The sequence below is a fragment of the Rubrivirga sp. S365 genome, from assembly GCF_032248475.1.
In the GTDB taxonomy this organism is placed as follows: domain Bacteria; phylum Bacteroidota; class Rhodothermia; order Rhodothermales; family Rubricoccaceae; genus Rubrivirga; species Rubrivirga litoralis.
The window spans coordinates 2,271,391-2,292,406 of record NZ_JAVTTN010000001.1 but is presented as its reverse complement, the minus strand read 5'-3'; the positions used below and the strand labels follow the sequence as shown (position 1 = coordinate 2,292,406).

At 73.0% G+C, this 21,016-nt stretch carries 17 protein-coding genes; 8 read left to right on the top strand and 9 right to left on the bottom strand.

The features are described 5' to 3' along the window. Positions 1-25 precede the first annotated feature (25 nt). Together RQM47_RS09900 and RQM47_RS09895 are read right to left on the bottom strand one after the other, a co-directional pair. Complete coding sequence (locus tag RQM47_RS09900) at positions 26-844, bottom strand: class I SAM-dependent methyltransferase (protein ID WP_314008763.1); 819 nt, start codon at positions 842-844, stop codon at positions 26-28. 122 nt (positions 845-966) lie between these two features. Further along, positions 967-1,896 (bottom strand): TerC family protein, encoded by a 930-nt coding sequence (locus RQM47_RS09895; RefSeq protein ID WP_314008761.1) that lies wholly within the window; start codon positions 1,894-1,896, stop codon positions 967-969. Positions 1,897-2,265: 369 nt separating this feature from the next. Here RQM47_RS09895 and RQM47_RS09890 point away from each other — a divergent pair, with 369 nt between their 5' ends. After that, positions 2,266-4,086: an ATP-binding protein gene (locus RQM47_RS09890; protein WP_314008759.1), complete on the top strand. Its 1,821-nt coding sequence runs from the start codon at positions 2,266-2,268 to the stop codon at positions 4,084-4,086. A 12-nt stretch (positions 4,087-4,098) separates the two neighbouring features. On the opposite strand, the gene RQM47_RS09885 is transcribed toward RQM47_RS09890, so the two are convergent. Beyond that, on the bottom strand, positions 4,099-4,293 hold the full coding sequence (locus RQM47_RS09885) for a type II toxin-antitoxin system Phd/YefM family antitoxin (RefSeq protein WP_311664933.1): 195 nt from the start codon (positions 4,291-4,293) through the stop codon (positions 4,099-4,101). A 103-nt stretch (positions 4,294-4,396) separates the two neighbouring features. Between RQM47_RS09885 and RQM47_RS09880 the strand changes: the two genes are divergently transcribed. From RQM47_RS09880 to RQM47_RS09870, 3 genes are all read left to right on the top strand, one after another. Further along, complete coding sequence (locus tag RQM47_RS09880) at positions 4,397-4,690, top strand: EutN/CcmL family microcompartment protein (protein ID WP_311664935.1); 294 nt, start codon at positions 4,397-4,399, stop codon at positions 4,688-4,690. 286 nt (positions 4,691-4,976) lie between these two features. After that, entirely contained in the window at positions 4,977-6,431 is a 1,455-nt protein-coding gene (gene lpdA / locus RQM47_RS09875) for a dihydrolipoyl dehydrogenase (RefSeq protein ID WP_314008757.1), read from the top strand. 228 nt (positions 6,432-6,659) lie between these two features. Further along, positions 6,660-7,178, top strand: a complete 519-nt coding sequence (locus tag RQM47_RS09870; RefSeq protein ID WP_314008755.1) for a pyridoxamine 5'-phosphate oxidase family protein — start codon at positions 6,660-6,662, stop codon at positions 7,176-7,178. 108 nt (positions 7,179-7,286) lie between these two features. On the opposite strand, the gene metG is transcribed toward RQM47_RS09870, so the two are convergent. Beyond that, on the bottom strand, positions 7,287-9,488 hold the full coding sequence (gene metG / locus RQM47_RS09865; protein ID WP_314008752.1) for a methionine--tRNA ligase: 2,202 nt from the start codon (positions 9,486-9,488) through the stop codon (positions 7,287-7,289). 495 nt (positions 9,489-9,983) lie between these two features. Here metG and RQM47_RS09860 point away from each other — a divergent pair, with 495 nt between their 5' ends. Further along, entirely contained in the window at positions 9,984-10,439 is a 456-nt protein-coding gene (locus RQM47_RS09860) for a TerB family tellurite resistance protein (RefSeq protein ID WP_311664943.1), read from the top strand. A 53-nt stretch (positions 10,440-10,492) separates the two neighbouring features. Here the strand turns inward: RQM47_RS09860 and RQM47_RS09855 are convergent, their stop codons facing one another. Beyond that, positions 10,493-11,410, bottom strand: a complete 918-nt coding sequence (locus RQM47_RS09855) for a YihY/virulence factor BrkB family protein (protein WP_311664945.1) — start codon at positions 11,408-11,410, stop codon at positions 10,493-10,495. A 91-nt stretch (positions 11,411-11,501) separates the two neighbouring features. On the opposite strand from RQM47_RS09855, the gene RQM47_RS09850 reads away from it, so the two are divergent. The 3 genes from RQM47_RS09850 (at position 11,502) to RQM47_RS09840 (ending at position 14,784) form a co-directional block, all read left to right on the top strand. Further along, positions 11,502-11,828, top strand: coding sequence for a Smr/MutS family protein (locus tag RQM47_RS09850; RefSeq protein ID WP_311664947.1), 327 nt, complete (start codon positions 11,502-11,504; stop codon positions 11,826-11,828). Positions 11,829-12,012: 184 nt separating this feature from the next. Continuing rightward, positions 12,013-12,753, top strand: coding sequence for a gamma-glutamyl-gamma-aminobutyrate hydrolase family protein (locus RQM47_RS09845; RefSeq protein ID WP_311664949.1), 741 nt, complete (start codon positions 12,013-12,015; stop codon positions 12,751-12,753). Positions 12,754-12,837: 84 nt separating this feature from the next. Further along, positions 12,838-14,784: a hypothetical protein gene (locus RQM47_RS09840; protein WP_311664951.1), complete on the top strand. Its 1,947-nt coding sequence runs from the start codon at positions 12,838-12,840 to the stop codon at positions 14,782-14,784. A gap of 126 nt (positions 14,785-14,910) precedes the next feature. Here RQM47_RS09840 and RQM47_RS09835 read toward each other — a convergent pair whose 3' ends face one another. The 4 genes from RQM47_RS09835 to RQM47_RS09820 form a co-directional block, all read right to left on the bottom strand. After that, positions 14,911-15,570: a plastocyanin/azurin family copper-binding protein gene (locus RQM47_RS09835; RefSeq protein WP_314008751.1), complete on the bottom strand. Its 660-nt coding sequence runs from the start codon at positions 15,568-15,570 to the stop codon at positions 14,911-14,913. Then, complete coding sequence (gene ppk1 / locus RQM47_RS09830; protein ID WP_314008750.1) at positions 15,558-17,885, bottom strand: polyphosphate kinase 1; 2,328 nt, start codon at positions 17,883-17,885, stop codon at positions 15,558-15,560. The genes RQM47_RS09835 and ppk1 overlap by 13 nt, the downstream gene beginning before the upstream one ends. A 395-nt stretch (positions 17,886-18,280) precedes the next feature. Then, positions 18,281-20,197 carry a DNA primase gene (gene dnaG / locus RQM47_RS09825; protein ID WP_314008748.1) on the bottom strand — a complete coding sequence of 639 codons (1,917 nt, stop codon included), beginning with the start codon at positions 20,195-20,197 and terminating at the stop codon, positions 18,281-18,283. A 284-nt stretch (positions 20,198-20,481) separates the two neighbouring features. Further along, positions 20,482-20,988 carry an MOSC domain-containing protein gene (locus tag RQM47_RS09820; protein ID WP_314008746.1) on the bottom strand — a complete coding sequence of 169 codons (507 nt, stop codon included), beginning with the start codon at positions 20,986-20,988 and terminating at the stop codon, positions 20,482-20,484. Between the last annotated feature and the right edge of the window lie 28 nt (positions 20,989-21,016).

Sequence of the window (21,016 nt, the reverse complement as noted above, 5' to 3'; positions counted from 1 at the left end):
TGCCGCCCCGCCCTTCGGGTCCGATCTACTCCGCCGGGCGCTCGAACACCAGGATGTGCTGCTGCGGGAGCACGTCGCGGTTCTCGACGAACCGGAACCCGGCCGCCTCCACCTCGCGCCGGGCCTGCGCCTCGGTCATCTTGTGGAGCGGCTTGATGGGCACGTCGGGGTCCTCGGCCCGGTACTCGACGAGGACGAGCCGGCCGCCGGGGCGCGTGGCCTCGAAGATGCCGGCGAGCATCTCGCGCGGGTCCGAGAACTCGTGGTACGCGTCGACGACGAGCGTGAGGTCGGTCGACCGCGGGCGGAGGCCGGGCGAGGTCTCGGTGCCCAGGACCGGCGCCACGTTGCCGACGCCGTCCTCCCCGGCCCGCGCCTCGACGATCCGGAGCATCTCGGGCTGGATGTCGACGGCGTAGACGCGCCCCTCGGGGACGAGCGGGGCGAGCCGGAACGTGAAGTAGCCGGTCCCCGCGCCGAGGTCGGCCACGACGTCGTCGGGCGCGAGCCCCAGCGCCTGCACCAGGAGCGCCGGGCGCTCCTCGCGCTCGCGGTCGGGGCGCTCGAGCCAGGCCGCCCCACGGTGGCTCATCACGCGCGCGATCTCGCGGCCGAGGTAGTAGCGGCCGGTCCCGTCGGCCGAGCGCGGGCCGGCCTCGTAGGCGACGGCCTCGTCCTGGGAGAACGCCCGCGTCGCCGCGCGCGCGGCGGACCGCCCCTCGGGCTCCACGAGGCGAACGCCCTCGGCGGGCGGGGCGGCCGGCGACTGCGCGAGGCACCCGGGCACCGCGAGCACGGCAGCGAGGAGGACGAGGGCACGCCCCGGGAGCGGGATCAACGACATGGGCGGGCGGGGCGGCGGGGACGGTGAGGCCGCGCAGACGCGGCGTGGAGTCACAACGGCGCGCGGACCGCGCCCGTGCCCCGAGCGCCGCCCCGCCCGGTGGCTACACGCCCGCCCGGTGGCTACACGACCGGGTGGACCACGCGGGGCGGGGCGATCGGGAGCGGCCGGGCCACGTCGTCCGCCGTCGGGACGCCCGACGTGCCGGCCCGGGCGTACGGCTCCTGAAGCTCGACCGACGGGGTGTCCTTCCCCCGCTTCGAGCGGATGTTCAGGAACTCGACGATGAGCGAGAACGCCATCGCGCTGTAGATGTAGCCCTTCGAGATGTGCTGACCCATCCCCTCAGCGACCAGCGTGACGCCGATGAGGATGAGGAACGCGAGCGCGAGCATCTTCACCGTCGGGTGGCGGTGGACGAAGTTCGAGATCGGCCCGGCCCCCAGCATCATCACGCCGACGGCGATCACGACGGCGATGATCATGACGGCGATGTCGTCGGCCATGCCGACGGCCGTGATGACGGAGTCCAGCGAGAACACGAGGTCGAGCAGCGCGATCTGGATGAGCACGCTCCCCATCGTAGCCGCCTTCGGCTTCGCGGCCGCGTGCTCGCCGTCGCCTTCCAGCTTGTTGTGGATCTCGTGCGTCGCCTTGCCGACGAGGAAGACGCCGCCGAGGAGCAGGATGAGGTCGCGCCCCGTGATGGCCGTCGCGCTCGTCTCCGCGACGTCGCCGCCGCCGTGGCCCACGACGGCCTCGCCCGTCGCCTCGCCGACCGGCTGGAGGTCGGCGAGGAAGGGGAGCCAGTCGGCCACGTCGAACAGGACCGCCGTGAGCCCCATGACCCACGAGATCGAGAGGAGGAGCAGGATCCGCATACCCATCGCGAGCCCCAGCCCGATCGTGCGGCCCCTCGCCTGCTGCTCCTCGGGGAGCCGGCCGGTGAGGATCGAGATGAAGATGATGTTGTCGATCCCGAGGACGATCTCGAGCGCGGTCAGCGTCCCGAGGGCGGCCCACGCGGCGGGGTCGGAGATCCAGTCGAACATGAGGGGCGGGCGGGGCGGCCGAGGTGAGGGAGCAGCAAGCTAGCTCGGGGGGAGCAGAGAGAGCGGGTAGAGCAGGTAGAGCAGAGAGAGCGGGTAGAGCAGAGAGAGCAGGTAGAGCGGTGAGCATTTGCCCGCCCCGCCCGCGCAGCGCGAGGGGCAGGAGCCGCCGCGGAACTTTTCGGCCGCCGCCCCGCCCTTCGCTCTACCCGCTCTACCCGCTCTACCCGCTCTACCCGCTCTACCCGCTCTACCCGCTCTACCCGCTCTACCCGCTCTACCCGCTCTACCCGCTCTACCCGCTCTACCCGCTCTACCCGCTCCACCCCGCCCCGGTATCTTCCGCCCCACCCCGCCCAGCCGCCCCGCCCGATGGCCGAGACGCCCGCCCCGCCCGCCGACCCGCTCGCCCACTACCCGACGTGGGCGCGCGAGCTGGCCCGCCGCTACTTCACCAAGACGATCAACCAGTTCGTCGTGCACGGGAACGTCCGCGACCTTGTGCCCTCCGAGGACGGGCGGGGCGGGCGCGTGTACGTCCCGCTGCGGCAGTTCCTGGCCGACGACCTCTTCGCCGGCCGCGACATCGTCGTGTTCTACGACCGCTCCGACGGCATCCACTTCCAGGACGTCGACTCGCGCCGCGACTTTAACCGGGCGCTCTCCGGCTACGACACGATTTTCGGGACCGAGTACGCGAAAAAGCTCCCCAAGGACCCCGCTCGCGTCTTCGCGCTCCTCGACAACTACTTCCGCCTGCGCCTGGCGGACGGGAAGCGGATCGCCCTCGTCGTCGACTACGCCGAAACCATCATCCCGATGTCGGAGGCGGCCAGCTACTCGACCGAGGACCGCGGCGCGCTCGTGACGCTCCAGAAGTGGGCCAACGACCCGCTCCTGCTCCGGGCCGACTTTACGCTCGTCCTCGTCGCCGAGAACCTGGGCGACCTGTCGCGCCCGTTTATCCAGAGCCCGTACAACGCCGAGTTGGAGGTCGGGCTGCCGGCCTTCGACCAGCGCCAGGCGTTCGTGTCGTGGTTCCTCTCGGCCGACGGCGCCCGCGCCCGCTACGACGCGCTGAGCGACGTGCCCGACCTCGCGCTCGCCCAGAACACGGCCGGCCTGGGCTACGTCCAGCTCCGCTCGATCCTGGCCGACGTGCTGGAAAACGGGCGGCGGCTCACGTTCGAGACGCTGTCCGAGAAGAAGAAGGAGCTGATCGAGGCCGAGGCGTACGGGCTCCTCGAGTTCGTCGAGACCGACTACACGCTCGACATGGTCGCCGGCCACGCCGAGGCCAAGGACCACCTCCGCGCCGCGGCCGAGGCCATCAAGACCGGCCGCCCCGACGTCATGCCGATGGGCTACCTCGTGAGCGGGCCAGTCGGCACGGGCAAGACGTTCCTCGTGACCACCTTCGCGGGCGAGATCGGGATCCCGATGGTCAAGCTCAAGAATTTCCGCAGCCAGTGGCAGGGCGTGACCGAGGGGAACCTGGAGAAGATCCTCACGCTGCTCCGGGCCATGAACCCCGTCGCCGTCATGATCGACGAGGCCGACGCCGCGCTGGGCGACCGGAGCAGCCAGGGCGACTCGGGCGTGTCCAGCCGCGTGTTCGGCCAGATCGCGCAGGCCATGAGCGACACGCGCTACCGCGGCCGCATCATCTGGTTTCTGGTCACGGCCCGGCCCGACCTCATGCCGGTCGACCTCAAGCGCCAGGGCCGCGCCGAGGAGCACATCGGCCTGTTCTACCCGTCGACGCGGGAGGACCGCGAGGAACTGCTCCAAGTCATGATGCGGAAGACGGGCGTGGACCTGCCGCTGGACGACGTCCCCGAGGCGCTCCTCGACGGCGAGCGGACGTACTCGGGCGCCGACATGGAGGCGCTCCTCACGCGGGCCAAGTTCCGCGCGGCCACGCACGCGCTCGACGCCCCCCACCCCGCCCCCGGCGGCGACGGCGCGGCCGGGGTGGAGGACGCGGGCGGGGCGGTCACGGCCGACGTCCTGCAGGCGGTCGTCGACGACTTCGTGCCGCCGTCCTACCCGCTCCAGGTCGAGCTCCAGAACCTCGCGGCGGTCCTCGAATGCACGAGCCTCTCGATGCTCCCCGAGCGCTTCCGCGCGCTCGACCGCGAGGCGACGACACGCCGCGTCGCTGAGCTGAAGGGGCTTATCGGGGACCGCTGAGGGCGGGGCGGGCTACTTCGAGCTCTTCTCGAGCTGCTTGTACAGCTTGAGGTAGAGGTCGTACGAGAGGAGGACGGCCTCGGGCTCGTTGTTCTTCTGGATCATGATGCCCGTCTTGATCGTTTTGGCCTGGTCGATGAGCGCGGACGTTTTCGACCGGAGCTCAGTGACGGTGGCGATGGCTTCGATGCCTTGGGTGCTGTACATGGTCTGTGGGTGCCAGGGAGGGACGGAGAGAGACGCGACACGCCTGGAAGATGGTCCCCAACGTACACACCACAGAGAAGCCCTTACCTAACCCCCGATCTTTGTGTACCTAGGCCACGTCACGACCTCCGTCGTCGCAACGGAAAAGCACCCCCGCCTCCGTGCACACCGGCTCCTCGTCGTCGAGCCGGTCGGCCTCGACGGCCAGCCGCTGGGCGGCCCGGCCGACGTGGCCCTCGACCCCGGCCTCGACGCCGGCCCCGGCGACTTCGTGATCGTCGCCAAGGAGGGCGCCGTCGTCGCCGACCTCCTCGACCGCGACCTCGGCTCCGACGAGACGGGGACGCCCGCCAACGTGGTCATCGTCGCCATCGCCGACGACTGGACGCCGCGGTAGTCGGCGAGTGCCCGCCCCGCCCGTGTGGCGCGGGGGCGGGGTGGAGCATCGCCTGATCGCGCACCTCCACGCGCCTCGTGTGGCGTGGGCGGCGCGGTCTGACGACGCGGAGGGCAAGACACGGCCGCCCCGCCCTCGACGTAGGCGCGGCGGCCCCTTCCCCCGACACCGTCTACCGCCCCGCCCGACCTACTGACTCCCCCGCGCTTCCACACCTCTTCAAGCCGGCCCGGGGAGCCCGGGCGGGGCGGCGGGGTAGACTCCCCTTCCCCACACACCCAGCGACATGGCGAACGGCCCCTACGACGTCCTCATCATCGGCTCCGGCCCCGGCGGCTACGAGGCCGCCATCCGCGCCCACCAGCTCGGGCTCAAGACGGCCATCATCGAGAAGAACAAGCTGGGCGGGGTGTGCCTGAACATCGGGTGCATCCCGACCAAGGCGCTGCTCAAGAGCGCCGAGGTGGCCTCGCAGATGCGGCACCTGGGCGACTACGGCCTCTCGTTCGGCGGCGACGGCGCGGCGCCCGAGGTCGAGGTCGACTTCCCGGCGGTCGTCGAGCGCTCGCGGGGCGTGGCCAACAAGATGAACAAGGGCGTCCAGTTCCTCATGAAGAAGAACAAGGTCGACGTCTACATGGGCGCGGCCACGCTGCTCGGCGGCGGCCGCGTGCGCGTCGAGCCGTCGGAGACGATGGACGGCGAGACGGTCGGCGAGGAGACGGAGATCGAGGCCAAGCACATCATCGTCGCGACCGGCGCCCGCGCCCGCGAGATCCCGACGCTCCCCGTCGACGGGACCAAGATCATCGACTACCGGCAGGCCATGCTCCAGACCGAGCGGCCGGAGTCGCTGCTCATCGTCGGGGCCGGGGCCATCGGCGTCGAGTTCGCCTACGTGTACCACCACATGGGCACCGACGTCACGGTCGTCGAGCTCCAGGACCGGCTCGTGCCCGTCGAGGACGCCGACGTGTCGAAAGAGCTCGAGCGCGCCTACAAGAAGATGGGCGTGTCGGTCATGACGGGCGCCGAGGTCACGAACGTCGACACGTCCGGCGACGGGTGCGCGGTCACGGTCAAGACGGCCAAGGGCGAGGAGACGCTCCAGGTCGCCCAGGTGCTCTCGGCTGTCGGCGTGGTCGGCAACGTCGAGGGGTTCGGGCTGGACGACATCGGCGTCGAGCACGAGCGGGGCGCCATCACCGTGGACTCGATGTACCACACGAACGTCGACGGCGTCTACGCCATCGGCGACGTGGTCGGCGGCCCGTGGCTGGCGCACGTGGCGAGCCACGAGGGGATCGTCTGCGTCGAGAACATCGCCCACGAGATGGGCAAGGCCGAGCACGCCCCGCACGCGGTCGACTACCTCAACGTCCCCGGCTGCACGTACTGCCTGCCGCAGATCGCCTCGGTCGGCTACACCGAGGCCAAGGCGAAGGAGGCCGGGTTCGACGTGATCACGGGCAAGTTCCCGTTCACGGCGTCGGGCAAGGCGGCGGCCATCGGCGACCAGACCGGGTTCGTGAAGGTGGTCGTGGACAAAAAGTACGGCGAGGTCCTGGGCACCCACATCATCGGCCACGACGCGACCGAGATGATCGCCGAGATCGTCACGGCGCGCGCGCTCGAGACGACGGCCCACGAGATCATGGACGCCATGCACCCGCACCCGACGCTCTCGGAAGCCGTCATGGAGGCGTTCCGCGACGCCTACGGCCAAGCCATCAACGCGTAGCGACGGCGCGCCGCCCCGCCCGCTGGGGGCGGGGTGGTGCTGCGCCAGGAGCCGCCCCGCCCGAGAACCGCCCCCGGTGCCCGACGGCGCCGGGGGCGCTTTCGTTGCGGCCGCCCCGCCCCGCACGCAAGCGCAAGTCGGGCGGAGTGGAGCGGACCGCGGGCGGGGCGCTAGAACCCCACCCCGCCCCGCCCGTACTGAGCGGCCCCCTCTCTCCTCCCCCTCCCCATGGCCGCCCCCACGACTCCCCCCGCCGACCGCGCCGAGCAGATCGAGAAGCTCGCCGATCTGATCGGGGACATCCGCATCTGCATGTTCACCACCGTCGACACCGACGGCAAGCCGTGGGCGCGGCCGATGGCCGTGCAGGAGGTCCGGTTCGGCGGCGACCTCTGGTTCTTTACCCGCGACGACTCCGAGAAGGTCGAGCACGTCGAGCGCAACCGGAAGGTCGGCGTGGCCTTTGCCCACCCGGGCCGGCAGGACTACGTCACGATGGCCGGGACGGCGCTCGTCGTCAAGGACAAGCGGAAGGCCGAGGAGCTGTGGTCGAAGCCGCTCGAGGCGTGGTTCCCGAAGGGCCTCGACGACCCGCACCTCCGGCTCCTCAAGGTCGAGGTCGAGCGCGCCGAGTACTGGGACTCGCCGTCGAGCCCGGTCGTCTACGCGCTCGGGTTCCTCAAGGCCAAGATCACCGGCGAGCCGGCCCGCGACGTCGGCGAGAACGAGAAGGTCGACCTGGGATGACGAGCGGCGGGTGGGGGCCGAGAGCCCTCTCCCCGCCCCGCCCCACGCGGCGCAAAGGGGGCGGGGTGGCCGCCCCGCCCGCACGCCCCGCCGGAACGGGCGGGGTGGCTAGCGGACGACCGCGCCCGGCTCGCCGTCGGCCTCGACGGCCAGGAGCGCCCCGTCGCGGTTCTCGGCGAACAGGATCATCCCCTGGCTTTCGAGCCCGCGGATCGTCCGCGGCGCGAGGTTGGCGACGACGACGACCGTCCGCCCCACCAAGTCGTCGGGCGCAAAGTGCTCGCGGACGCCGGACAGGATCTGCCGCGTCTCGAACCCGAGGTCGACGTCGAAGCGGAGGAGCTTGTCGGCGTTCGGGTGGAGGTCGGCCGCTAGGATCCGCCCCGCCCGCAGGTCGAGCGGCGTAAACTGGTCGAAGGCGATGGGCGCGCTGAGCGGGGCGTACGGCTCGCCCGAGTCCGCAGCGGCCGGGTCGCCGGTCGCCGTCGCCTCGCGGTCGTCGAGGAGTTGGCGCTGCGCCTCGACCTCGTCGTCCTCGATCTTGCGGACGAGGATGCCGGGTGTGCCGAGCGGGTGGCCCGTTTGCAATAGCGGGCGTCCAGCGTCGGCCCAGCCGATCCCCGCCTCGCCCTCGCCGCCGGCCGCCCCGTTCGCCCCCGCCCCGCCCGCGGACGACCGGACGCCCTCCAGGTTCAGCATCTCGCGGAGCCGCCGCGCCGTCTCGGGCACGACGGGGTCGAGCAGGACGGACAGCCCGGCGCAGACCTGGAGCGCGACGTGGACCGTGTTCCGCATGGCCCGCTCGTCCGTCTTCCGCGTTTTCCACGGCTCGGTCTCCTGGAGGTATTGGTTGCCCGCGCGCGCGAGCGCGACCGTCCGCGCGACGGCGTCGCGGAGCCGGTACTGCTCGTAGAGCGCGCCGACTTCGGGCGGGGCGGCGGCGAGGGCGGCGAGAAGCTCGCGGTCGGCCTCGGACGGCTCCTCCAGCGGCGGCACCGCCCCGCCCGTAAAGCGGTCGGCGAACGTGAGCGCCCGGTTGCAGAAGTTGCCGACCACGTCGGCCAGCTCGCCGTTCACGCGGTTCTGGAAGTCGGACCACGTAAAGTCGGCGTCCTTCGTCTCGGGCAGGCCGACCGCCAGCGCGTAGCGGAGGGCGTCGGCGGGAAACGCCTGCAGCGCCTCCTCGGCCCAGACCGCCCAGCCGCGCGACGTCGAGAGCTTCTGGCCCTCCAGGTTCAGGAACTCATTGGCCGGCACGTTCTCCGGCAGCACGAACTGCCCCGCAGACGGCGAAGCCAACTGCGGCAGGTCCGGCTGCGCCGCATTGCCTGCGGCGTCCGCTGCGCGGTTCGTCGCCATCAGGATGGCGGGGAAGATGAGGCAGTGGAAGACGATGTTGTCCTTGCCGATAAAGTGGACCAGCTCGGGCGCCGTCCCGTCCTCGTGGACCTGCCAGTACCGCCTCCAGAGGTCGGCGTCGCCCTGCGCCGCCGCCCACTCTTTCGTGATCGAGAGGTAGCCGATGGGCGCGTCGAACCAGACGTAGAGGACCTTCCCGTCGGTGTCGCCCTCGACGTCGGACGGCACCGAAATGCCCCAATCCAGGTCGCGCGTCATGGCGCGCGGGCTCAGGCCGGCGTCGAGCCAGCTCCGCACCTGGCCCAGCACGTTCGGCTTCCACCCCGCCCTCGTCCCGATCCACTGGTCGAGGGCGGGTTGGAGATCGCCCAGCGGGAGGTACCAGTGCGTCGTCTCGCGCCGCTCCGGGGCAGCGCCGGAGAGCGTGCTCCGCGGCTCGACGAGGTCGTCGGGCGAGAGCGTGGACCCGCAGTTTTCGCACTGGTCGCCGTAGGCTTGGTCGTACCCGCAGACGGGGCACGTGCCCTTGACGAAGCGGTCGGCCAGGAAGACACCGGCTTCGGGGTCGTAGAGCTGCGTCGCCGTCTCGCGCACGAACCCGCCGGCCGCGTCGATGGCTCGGAACAGGTCCTGGCTCGTCTCCCGGTGCGTCTCGGACGTCGTGCGCCCGTAGGCGTCGAACGCGATACCGAAGCCGGCGAAGGCGCTCTCCAACTCGGCGTGGTAGCGGTCGACGATGGCCTGCGGCGTCGTCCCCTCCTGCCGCGCGCGGATGGCGATCGCCGCCCCGTGCTCGTCGGACCCGCACACCCAGACCACGTCGCGCCCGCGCAGCCGCTGGTAGCGGACGAACAGGTCGGCCGGGAGGTAGGCCCCGGCGAGGTGGCCGAGGTGGAGCGGCCCGTTCGCGTACGGGAGCGCCGAGGTGACGAGGAGCGGGCGGTCGGGCATGCGCGGGGTACGGGGTACGGGGTACGGGGTACGGGGTACGGGAAGATGGCGGGCGGGGCGGGGCGGCGCCACCGGGCGGGGCGGAAGACGGCCGGAATTGCGGCGGGCGGCGGAGACAACCGCCCCGCCCCCGCGCGCCATGGGCGGGGTGGGCACGGTAGCGTCGTTGCACGCAACGACACCGGGCAACGGCGCCCAGGCAGGGCGGGGCCGTTCAGGACCGCCCCGCCCGCAGGTGGCCTCGGGCGGGGTGGCGCCGCCGGCGGTGCCGAGCGGGGCGGGAGCGCTGCCCCGGGCCACCCCGCCCCACGCAGCTCAAACGTCTACAACGCGGGAGGCCGCCCGGCCCTGCGGCAGGTCGCGTGGCTGGTCGTCCCGGTCGGCCCAAGCGTCTCGCCGAAGGTTCGCGCCGGGTCCGCCCCGCCGCGGTCCGCTCGGGCGGGGCGGGGGCGTAGCTTGGCGCCGCCCTTCCCCGCCCCGCCCCTGACGGCCGCCATGACCACGCCCGACACGCTCGACCTCAGCTCACTCTCCGAAGACGACCGCCTCTCGTTCTACGGCGCCCTCTTTGCCATGTCCGCCGCCGACCGCGACATGGATGAGAGCGAGGACGACCGGATCTTCGAGTCGCTCGACCTGGGCGACCTTTCCGGCGACGCCCGCAAGCGCGTCTTCCGGCTCGCCATCCAGCCGCCGCCGCTCGAGCGGTGCCTGCTCCAGTTCAAGGACCACGACGTCGAGCTGCGCCGGGCGCTCATGCTCAACCTCCTCGACGTCGTCCTCGCCGACGGCGTGATCGAGCCCGGCGAGCACGTCGGGCTCCACGAGGCCCGTGAAGTGCTCGGCCTCGACCGCGACGACGTCGCGGGCCTCCACGACGTGGCGTTCGGCGTGCAGCAGGCGACCGACGCCGTCCGCCGTCCCATCCGCCCCGCCCCGCTCAGCGTCTGAGCCCGCGGGCGGGGCGGCCGCCCCGCCCTAGGCTGCGCGGTCGGGCGCAGAGCTCAGTACGGGGCCGGGTCGCGAGGCTGCGCGATCGGGTGGACGTCCTCGTCCTCGTGGTCGATCCCCCGGCCCAGCCGGTTTGCCCACTGCTGCGTGAACTCGGCACCGACGAGGACGATAAAGGACGAGTAGTAGATCCAGATGAGGATGAGCGCGAGCGAGCCCGCGGCCCCGAACGCCGAGCCCGGGTTGGCCGTGCCGAGGTAGATCCCGATGAGGGACTTGCCGATCGTGAACAGGATCGAGGTCGCAAGGCCGCCGACGGCCGCGTCGCGCCACGCGACCTCGGCGTCGGGGAGCACCCGGAACAGGAAGGTGAACAAGGCCGCGATGACCAGGAGCCCGACGACGACGTTGGCCACCTGGACCAGCGTGCTCGCCACGGCGCCGCCGCCGACGGCGGCCTCGGCGGCCCCCCCGATCGCCGTGAGCGCGGCGCTCACGACGAGCGAGACGAGGAGGAAGAACCCGATCGTCAGCACCATCCCGAACGAGAGCAGCCGCTTGAGGACGACGCCCACGACGCCGCTGTCGTCGTCGTCCTCGACCTCCCACGCCCGGTTCAGCGCCCGCTGGAGCTGGGCGAACGCGCCCGTCGCCCCGAACAGGAGCGCCGCGAGCCCGGCCACCTTGGAGCCGATCCCGGTCCCCAGGTCGCTCGCGTCGGCGATCATGGTGCGGATGGCGTCGCCCGCCGACGGGCCGATCAGGTCGCCCATCTGGCTCACGACGACCTCCTCGACCTGGGCCGGCCCGACCACGGCCCCGACGACGCCGACGATGATGACGAGGAGCGACGGGAGCGAGAACACGGTGTAGTACGCGATCGCGGCGCTCAGGCTCGGGACGTCGTCGTCCATCACGTCTTTGCCGGTGGCCGTGAGGAGGTTCTTGGTGGTGGTCCAGGCGGAGGGCATAGGTCGGGGGTGTGAGTCGGTCCGTTCACGCGCGGGGCGGGGCGGGGTTGCCGCGGCCGCGTACCTTTGGGGCCTCCTCACGCCCCGCCCCGTGCTCCGCCCCCGGCTCGACGACGACGGCCGCACCGTCACCCTCGACCTCCACGGCGCCCGCGTCGACGAGGCGCTCGGGCTCGCCCACGCCGCCGTGGTCGAGGCCGCCCGGCGCGGGCGCTCGACCGTCCGCGTCGTCCACGGCGCGTCGACGAGCGGGGCGGGGCGGCGGACCATCAAGACGGCGCTCCACGCGGAGCTCGACGCCGGCGCCTTCGCCCCGCCCGTGACGTCGTCGTTCCGGCAGGAGGGCGCGGTGCTCCTCGGGCTCGCGCCGGACGCCGCCCCGCTCCCCGGCCGCCTCACGCTCCGCGACCTGCGCTGAGGGGCGGCCGGCAGTCCGGCGTGAGGCCACCGCCCCGCCCTCGCCGTACGCCCTCGCCGCACGTAGGGGCGGGGCGGTGGCCGCGCGTCCGTCTCTGGAGTCACGGGAGCCACCCCCGCCCCGCCCTCGTCCGCATCACGGGCGCAGACGCGTCCGCCGCTGACTCCACCTGCTACCTGAACACGTGCTATCTGCCACTCAGACGCCGCCCCGCCCGCGCATCGGGATCACGACGTCGCTCAACCCGACCGAGAGCGGCGCCCTCGAACAGCGGCTCGACCTCGCCTACGTCCGCGCCGTCGAGCGAGCGGGCGGGCTGCCGCTGTTGGTCCCAATGCTCGAAACGGACGAGGCCGCCGACGCCTTTGCCGCGCTCCTCGACGGCCTCGTCGTCACCGGCGGCCCGGCCGTCACCGACGGGCTCGTGGGCGCGCTCCCCGACGACATCGACGAGACCCACCCCGCCCGCACGGCGTCCGACGTCCGCCTGCTCCGGGCCTTTCTCGACGCCCGCCGCCCAGCGCTCGGGGTCTGCTACGGGATGCAGCTCGCGAGCGCGCTCCGCGGCGGCACGATCTACGCCGACGTCCAGCGCGACGCCGACGCCGACATCCACAGCAGCGGGCGGGGCGGGACCACGCATCCGGTCGCCGTCGAGCCGGGCACGCGGCTGCACGCGCTCGTCGGAGGCGCGGTGGACGTCAACACGCGGCACGTCCAGGCGGTCGCCGAGCCTGGCGCCGGCCTCGTCGTTTCGGCGCGGGCGCCGGACGGGACGGTCGAGGCCATCGAGACGGCCGACGGCACGTTCGTGGGGCTCCAGTTCCACCCCGAAGCTATGAGTCCGCCGCTGGACGCGGTGTTCGAGGACTTGGTCGCGCGTGCCCGGGCGGGGCGGGAGAACAGGGCCGGAATCGGTCTCTGAAGGAACTGTGAGGGGCGGGCGCGGTTTTTGAATAGAGGGCCGTTAGCTAACGGCCCCCGCTCGAGACCCCGCCCCGCCCGCCCCATGTCTACGCCCTCAGACCCCCGCTTCCGCCCGCTCCCGGACGACGCCGACGTGGCGCCCGTCGACGCCGTCGGCGAGCCGCTGGACCCGGCCGACGACACCTCGCCGCAGGGCGCCCGCGGGCGCCGCGCGTTCCGAGAGAGTCTTCGTACGCCGCTCGTCGCGCTGGGCGCGTTCGCGGCCCTCGGGCTCGGCGTCTTCGTCGCCACCGGCGGCGACGTGGGCGCGGCGGCTCCGACGAGCGCCCCGCCTCAGGGGGCGGCCGAGGCCGCAGTCGTCCCGCTCGACCCCAACGACCCGTTCACGTTCAGCGGGCTCGACATCCACCCCGACCGGCTGTTTGCCCAGTACTTCGCCGGCGCGTTCGCCGGCGCGGCCGTGGGCGCCGACGTATCGACCAGCCACCTGGCCGACTTCCGCTGGCGGCTCGACATGTACCAGAAGGCGTACGGGGTCGACGACAACTTTACGGTCCGCGTCCTCGACAACCGGACGGGCGAGACACTCGAGGTGGCCCAGCTCCGCGGCGACCGCGACCGCTTCCGCGGGTCCGGCCAGGCGGATTGGGACCAAGTCAACCGCGCGCGGCGGACGCTGACGACCGATCTCCGCAAAAAGTGGACGGACTACGGCGTCCCGCGTTCGGCCCTGGTGATCCGGTGGGGCTACGCCGACCAGACGCGGGAGGCCCGTGAGCGCGACGCGCCCTACCTCGCCTACGAGGTCAACCTCGCGCGGCGGCTCGGGCTCAGCCTGCTCCCGACCGAGATCGGGACGGTCGAGACGTTCAACCAGGACCAGCTCATCTCGTCGGCCGGGGCGCAGAGCCGGTTCCAGCTCATGCCCGACATCATGGGCATGTTTGGCGTCGAGCAGTACGCGCTGCCCGTGGCCTCGGGCGGGGCGGTCCAAGTCCGCGAGCAGCGGCACCCGCTCCTGGCCATGGAGCCCTCGCTCATGCTCGTCCGCGCCTACGCCAACGCCGTGGGCCACGAGCTTCCAGGCGTCTCGGCGTACCACACCGGCCCGGGCAACATCTTCAAGCTCTACCGCGAGTACCTGAAAGCCAACCCCGGCCAGGTCCGCGGCGCCCACGTCTCGGACGCCTACATGTGGGGCGTGACCGACGGGTTCGAGCAGGTCGACGAGGTGTCGTCGTTCGGGCCGCACTCGCGGGCCTACGTGCTCAAGGCGTACGGCTCGCTCCGCGCGACCGAGGGCGACCTCGTCCAGCCCGAGCAGTCGTTCCGCGGCGAGCTCGTCCGGCTCCGCCCCGGCGCCATGGCCCGTCTCTCGCAGGTGCTCGACGCGCTCGCCCCGCACGAGCGGCGGCTGACGTGGGGGCCGGTCGAGGGCGCGACGATGTACGCGAAGTTCCGGGCGCTCAACCCGCACATCGCCCTCCCCGCCCCGCGCGGCGACGGCGTCCCAGCGGCCGGCGACCTCCGCCTGTCGTCGAGCGCCGACGGCGAGCCCGTCCGCTTTTTCCTCCCGATCGGGTCGGCGTCGGTGCTCCGCCGCGTTGGTCTCGACGTGGTCGGCGACGTGCAGGCGTTCGACGAGACCACGTTCCTGATCGACCCGTCCGAGGTCACGTCGGTCGACCGGGCTTACACCCAGCTCGTCCGTGAGGCCGGCGACTTCGGGTTCACGTCGTCGATCCAGCGGCGGATGGACCGGATCCACGACCAGCTCCAGGCGCTCGCCGAGCAGAACCCCGACTCGCGCTACCGCCAGACGCAGGCGAAGGTGGCTCGCATCCACCGCTCGGTGTGGCGGACCAAGAACTTCCGCAACCTCGTCGCCACGACCGAGACGCTCCTGGCCGCCGATCCGCGCGTGAACCTGGGCCGCGGGGAGATCCCGTCCGCGACGCCGCCGCTCCGCCGCCCGACGATGGAGCCGCTCCCGCCCCGCCCGCCGCAGCTGGCCCCGCTCGTGCCGTAGACGAAGCGCCCGCCGGCCCTACCGCCCTGCCCGTTGCTCCGGGCGGGGCGGCGTCGTTTCGGGGCGGGGTGGCGGCGGACAGCGTCTGCGTACAACCACGTCGGCGCCTGCCCATCCCGCCCTCCCCTATCCCGTATCCCTCCTCACCTCGGGCGGGGTGGAGACGAGGACGCCCTGCATGAAGCGGTAGTGGCCGGGGTAGGTGCAGATAAACGGGTACTCGCCCGGCGGCGGCATCGTGAACACGACGGCCGTCCGCTCGCCCGGCCCGGCGAGCGGGGTGAGGACCAGGACGGCCTCGTCGAGCGGGACGTCGTCGCGGACGCCCGCGGCCGCCTCGCCCACGCGCTCGACGGCGGCCGAGTCCGCGACCACGACCACGTTGTGGATCATGGCCAGCGACGTCGACGCCGTGTTGTCCATGACCAGGCGGACCGTCGCGCCGGCCGGCGCCTCGACGCGGGTGACGGTGTAGGCGAGCGCGTTGCGCTCGGCCGGCACCACGAGCTCGGCGTCGACCGGCTGCGCGAAGACGGCCTGCTGCTCCGGCGACGGCTCGCGCGGCTCCGGCGCGCACGCGGCGAGCAGGAGCAGGGCCGCCCCGCCCACCGTCCTCCACCACCCCGCCCGCGCGGCGCGGGCGGGGCGGGGCGGCTCCGTGGGGGCGGGGCGGTCGGGGACCGTCTGCTCAGGCCGCCCCGCCCCCGCCGACTGTGCGCGTTGGGCGGGGCGGGACGTGCGCGCGCGTGCCCCTTCCCTCTCCCCTCGTCCCCTCAAAACGTCCATGCCGCGTCCTCCTCGACGCGCCGGCGGGCGCGCTGCATGAGCGTGTCGTGGAAGGCTCGGACCGGCTCGCCCGCGTCCGGCTGGCGGAGCGTGTAGCGGCCGTCTGGCGCGAGGTCCCACGCCTGGCGGTTGTCGTCGAGGCAGAACTGGAGCGTGCGGAGGAGCCGCCCCCGCGCCGTCTCGTCCTCGACCGGGACCACGACCTCGACGCGGTCGTCCAGGTTGCGGCGCATCCAATCGGCCGAGCCGATGAGGACGTCGGGGTGCCCGCCGTCGTTGTGGAAGTAGTAGATCCGGCTGTGCTCGAGGAAGCGGCCCACGAGCGACACGATGCGCACGTTCTCGGACGCGCCCACGAGGCCGGGCCGCATCCGCGTGTGGCCGCGGACGATGAGGTCGATCTCGACGCCGGCCCGGCTCGCCTTGTACAGCTCGCGGATGATGCCGACGTCGTCGAGCGCGTTCATCTTGGCCACGATCCGCCCGCGCCGCCCCGCCCGCGCGTGGCTGGCCTCGCGGCGGATGAGCTCGACGAACCGGGCGCGCAGGTCGCGCGGGGCGACCACCAGCGTCGTGTACTCCTGCTCGGGGGCGTAGCCGGTGAGAAAGTGGAAGAGGCCCACGAGGTCGTCGCCGATCTCGTCGCGGCACGTGAAGAGTCCGAAGTCGGTGTAGAACCGGGCCGTCGTCGGGTTGTAGTTGCCCGTGCCGAGGTGGGCGTAGGTCCGCAGCCGGTCGCCCTCCTCGCGGACCACGAGCGTCGTCTTCGCGTGCGTCTTGAGCCCGACGAGCCCGTACGTCACGTGCGCGCCGGCGCGTTCGAGCCGCTGCGCCCACTCGATGTTGTTGGCCTCGTCGAACCGGGCCTTGAGCTCGACGAGCGCGGCCACCTGCTTGCCGGCCTCGGCCGCCCGGATCAGCGCGCGGACGATGGGGCTGTCCTGGCTCGTCCGGTACAGCGTCATCTTGATGGCGAGCACCTTGGGGTCCTCGGCGGCCTCCTCGACGAACCGCTGGACCGAGGCCGCGAAGCTCTCGTACGGGTGGTGCACCAGGAGGTCGCCGGAGCGGATGGCCGCGAACATGTCGTCCTCGTCTTCGAGCCCCTGATGGCGGAGCCGGACCGGAACGACGGGCTCCCACGGGAGGTCCTTGAGGTGCGGGAGGTCGGCGTCTCCCAGCGCCATGAGGCCGGCGAGGTCGAGGAGCCCTTCCACCTCGATGAGGTCCTGGGCCTCGTCGAGGTCCAGCTCGCGCGTGATGAGTGACCGGACGCGCCGCGGCATCGACGCCTCGACCTCGACGCGGACGACCTCGGAGAACCGCCGCTCGCGGAGCTCCTCGGAGATCATCGCCAGCAGGTCGTCGGCCTCCTCCTCGCTCCGCTCCACGCTCGCGTTCCGGGTCACGCGGAAGGCGTGGACGCCGACGACGTTCATGCCCCGGAACAGGGACTCGGCGTTGTGGCGGATCAGGTCCTCGACGGCGACCACGTCGAGCGACCCGTCGCCGACGGGGACCCACCGGCCCCGCCCGGTCGGGATCTTGAGCCGCGCAAAGTGCTCGGTGCCCCGGCCCGGGTGCCGCAGCGTGAAGGCCAGCGACAGCGAGAGGTTGGAGATGAACGGGAACGGGTGGCCCGAGTCGACGGCGAGCGGGGTGAGGATGGGGTAGAGGTGCCGCTGGAAGTGGTCGTCCAGGCGGGCCTGCGCCTCGGCGTCGAGGTCGTCGTAGTCCCGGATCGCGAGGCCGGCGTCAGCGAGGGCGGGGCGGATCTCGTCCTCCCACAGCCCCGACGTCCGCCGCTGCATGGTGAGCGCGGCCCCGCTGGACAGGTCGAGCTGCTCGCGCGGCGTCCGGCCGTCGGGCGAGAGCGCGCGGACGCCGGCGCCGAGCTGGCGCTTGAGCCCGCCGATCCGCTTGCGGTAGAACTCGTCGAGGTTGTTGGCCGTGATGGCGATGAACCGGACGCGCTCGATGAGCGGCGTGCGCGGGTCGAGGGCCTGGTAGAAGACGCGCCAGTTGAAGTCGATCCAGCTCAGCTCCCGGTTGAAGTAGTACGCCGGGTGGTCGAGCGGGGCGCCCTCGGGGACGGGCCGGGACTCGACGGCGAGCGGGAGCGTCTGGTCGAGCGGGACCGCCCCGCCCTCGGCGTCCGCAACGCCGGGCGTGTCGACGTCCGCCGTCGTGGGCTTGCGCGCCCCCGTCTCCGCCGTGGACGTGGCCGCCCCGCCCTCGTGCGTCGTGGGCGCGTCGGCGTCGGGCGAGGGGGCGCCGTCGCCGGCGGGCGGGGCGGGGTCGGTCTTCTTCGGCATGGGCTTGGGGCGGGGGGAGCGGTTGAACGCACGGCCGGCGCGGACGCTCCCGGCGCGCGCCGAATGCGGGCGGCGGGCGGCGGGCGGCGGGCGGCGAGGCACGATGCGCCACCCCGCCCTTTGGGTCCGCCCGCGACGTGGGCAGGGCGGCCGTCGTAGCGGCGTTGCATACAACCCGTCGGGTCGTGGCACGAGGGCGGGGCGGCGCCTGTTCAGGCCGCCCCGCCCGCCCGGCAACCACCCCTAGCCCCTCCTGGCCAGGAGGGGGACTGCCGGCGCCTCGGCCCGGGCGGGGTGGCACTCGACGCGGGCGGCGCGGGCCGCCGCCCCGCCCCATCCGAACAGCCTCCGCCCCGCCCGAGCGGCGCCGGACGGGGCGGCGTCCCCGCCCTTCGTCACTCGTCGCCCGTCGCCTCCTCCCCCGCCCCGCCCGGCCACTCGAGGAACTCGTCGCGCTCGATCTGGCGGCGGAGCTCGTTGAGCGCGTTGACGTCGGCCTGAAGGTCGGCGATGTCCTCCCCGCCCCGCTCGCGGACCTGGATCTCGCGCATGGCCGCAGTCACAGCCTCCTGGACGCGGTCGAGCTTGAGGAGCCGCATCGAGCTCGTCGCCGAGGCGAACGGGTCGTCGTCGCGGCCCTTGGGGGCCACGCCCACCTTGCCCTCCCAGTTCTCGCTGAGCCCGTGGCGCTCGGAGAGCGCCTCGGCCACGAGCCCGCGCACGGCGTCGCCGTAGGCGCCGCGGACGAACGGGGTCGGGTCGATCTGGCCCGCCTCGAACTGGGCGATGATGGCCTCGACGGCGTCGCGCGGGGCGCCCTCGGTAAACTCGTCGGTCCCCATCCGCGTCAGCACGTGCTCGACCATCGCGGCCCCGTGGGCCAGCATGAGCCGGAGCAGCGACACCTCCTCGGGCTTGACCCGGACGACGGGCGGGGGCGGGGCGGCGGGCTCCTCCTCGTCTGGACGCGGGGCGGGGCGGCGGGGCGGGGCCTGCCCGTCGTACTGGCGCCGGAGGTCGGTCTCGTAGACGCCGAGCGCCGAGGCGGCCTGGCGGACGTACTCGCCGGCCTGGATCGGGTCCTTGAGCCGCTTGATCGTCGCCAGCACGTCGCGGACGGCGGCCGACTTTCCCTCGGGCGTGTCGAGCGAGCCGTCGCGCTGGGCGCCGGCGACGAGGAAGGCGACAAAGTCCTGGCGCTCGTCGCGGAGGAACGCGCGGAAGGCGTCGGCGCCGAACTGGCGGACGAACGAGTCGGGGTCGGCTCCGTCCGGGAGCGTGACGGCGTAGGGCGCGAGGCCGGCGTCGAGCGCGAGGTCCACGCCCTTCCGCGCCGCGCCCCGCCCGGCGGCGTCGGCGTCGAAGAGGAGGACGAGCCGCTGCACGTCGAGCTTGCGCAGGAGGCCCATCTGCTGCGGCGTGAGCGCCGTGCCGCTGGCAGCGACCACGTTCTGCACGCCGGCCTGCCACAGCGCCACCACGTCGGCGTAGCCCTCGACCACGATCGCCTCGCGCTCGGTGCGGATCGCGCGCTTGGACTGCTTCATCCCGTAGAGCACGCGGCCCTTGTGGTAGACCTCGGTCTCGGGCGAGTTGACGTACTTGGCCGGCGTGTAGTCGTCGCTGCCGGTCCGCGTGTCGGGGAGGATGCGCCCGCCGAACCCGAGCACCTTCCCGATGGGCGAGAGGATGGGGAACATGAGCCGGTCGCGGAACACGTCGTAGTGCCCGCCCCGCCCCCCCGCCCCGCCCTCGCGCGACTTCACGAGGCCGACCGCTTCGAGCACGTCGGGCTTGAACCCGGCCGCCTCGGCGGCCGTGGCGAGGGCGTCCCATGAGTCCGGCGCCGCGCCGATCCCGAAGGCGACGACGGCCTCTTTGGTGAACCCCCGCTCTTTGAGGTAGGCCAGGGCGCGCTCGCCGGCCGGCGTCTTGAGTTGGTCGAAGTAGAACCCGGCCGCAAAGCGGAGCGCGGCGAGCAGCGTCCCCTTCCGGTCGGCCTCCGGCCCCGCCCCCTCCTCCTGGATCGTGATCCCGGCGCGGTCGGCGAGCAGGCGGACCGAGTCCAAAAACCCGACGCCCTCGATCTCCTCGACGAACTTGAACACGTCGCCGCCCCGCCGGCACCCGAAGCAGTAGTAGAGGTTTTGCGCCGCGTCGACCGAGAACGAGGGCGACTTCTCGTTGTGGAAGGGGCACAGCCCCATGTAGTTTTTCCCCTGCTTCTTCAGGCGCACCCGGTCGCTCACCACGTCCACGAGGTCGGACGCGGAGCGGACCTCGTCGATCGTCGAGTCGGGAATCGCGGGCATCGGTACGGGGTACGGGGTACGGGGTACGGGGTACGGGGTACGGGAAGATGCCTGGCGGGGCGGGGCGGCGCCACCGGGCGGGGCGGAAAACGGCCGGAATGTCCGCGGGGGCAAGCTGCGCCACCCCGCCCACGCCGAGGGCGGGGCGGCCGCCGTAGCGGCGTTGCATGCAACGCCGTCGGGCCGAGGCGCACGGGCGGGGCGGCGTCCACCCCGCCCTCGCGCCCTCTGTACCGAGTACCCCGTACCGAGTACTCGCCCCCCGCCGGGCGGGGCGGCCCATGTTACCCCGGGAGCCGGCGCGCGCGGGCGCGGTCGGCCGGGTCCCACAGGACGGCGTCGCCCTCGCGGATCGTACCCCCGGCGGCGACCTCGGCGCGGAGGCCGCCCCGCCCGACGAGCGCGTCGAACGCCTCAGCCTGGCCCGTCACGCGCACGAGGTACTTGCACGGCGCGCACAGGCGGACGCCCTCGAAGCGGGCCTCGCCGATCTGGAACGGGACACCGCGCAGGAGGGCCGGGTCCAGCCCCTCGACCACGAGGTTCCGGCGGTGCTCGCCGGCCGAGAGCGACACGTCGAACGCGGCCTCCGCCTCGCGGAGCGCCTCGGCCGATATCAGCGTCACGGCGCGGCCGCGCCCGGGCCACCGGCTGAACGAGCCCTCGCCGGCCGCGTAGCGGTCGCCCTCCAGCCCCCGCCCCGCCAGCGCGCGCGCCTCGGGCACGCGCACGACGGGCGCCCCGGCGGCAGGCGCGGTGTAGAGGGCGACGAGGCAGGGCGGGGCGGACAAAGGGGCGGGGCGGAACTGAGCGGATCGG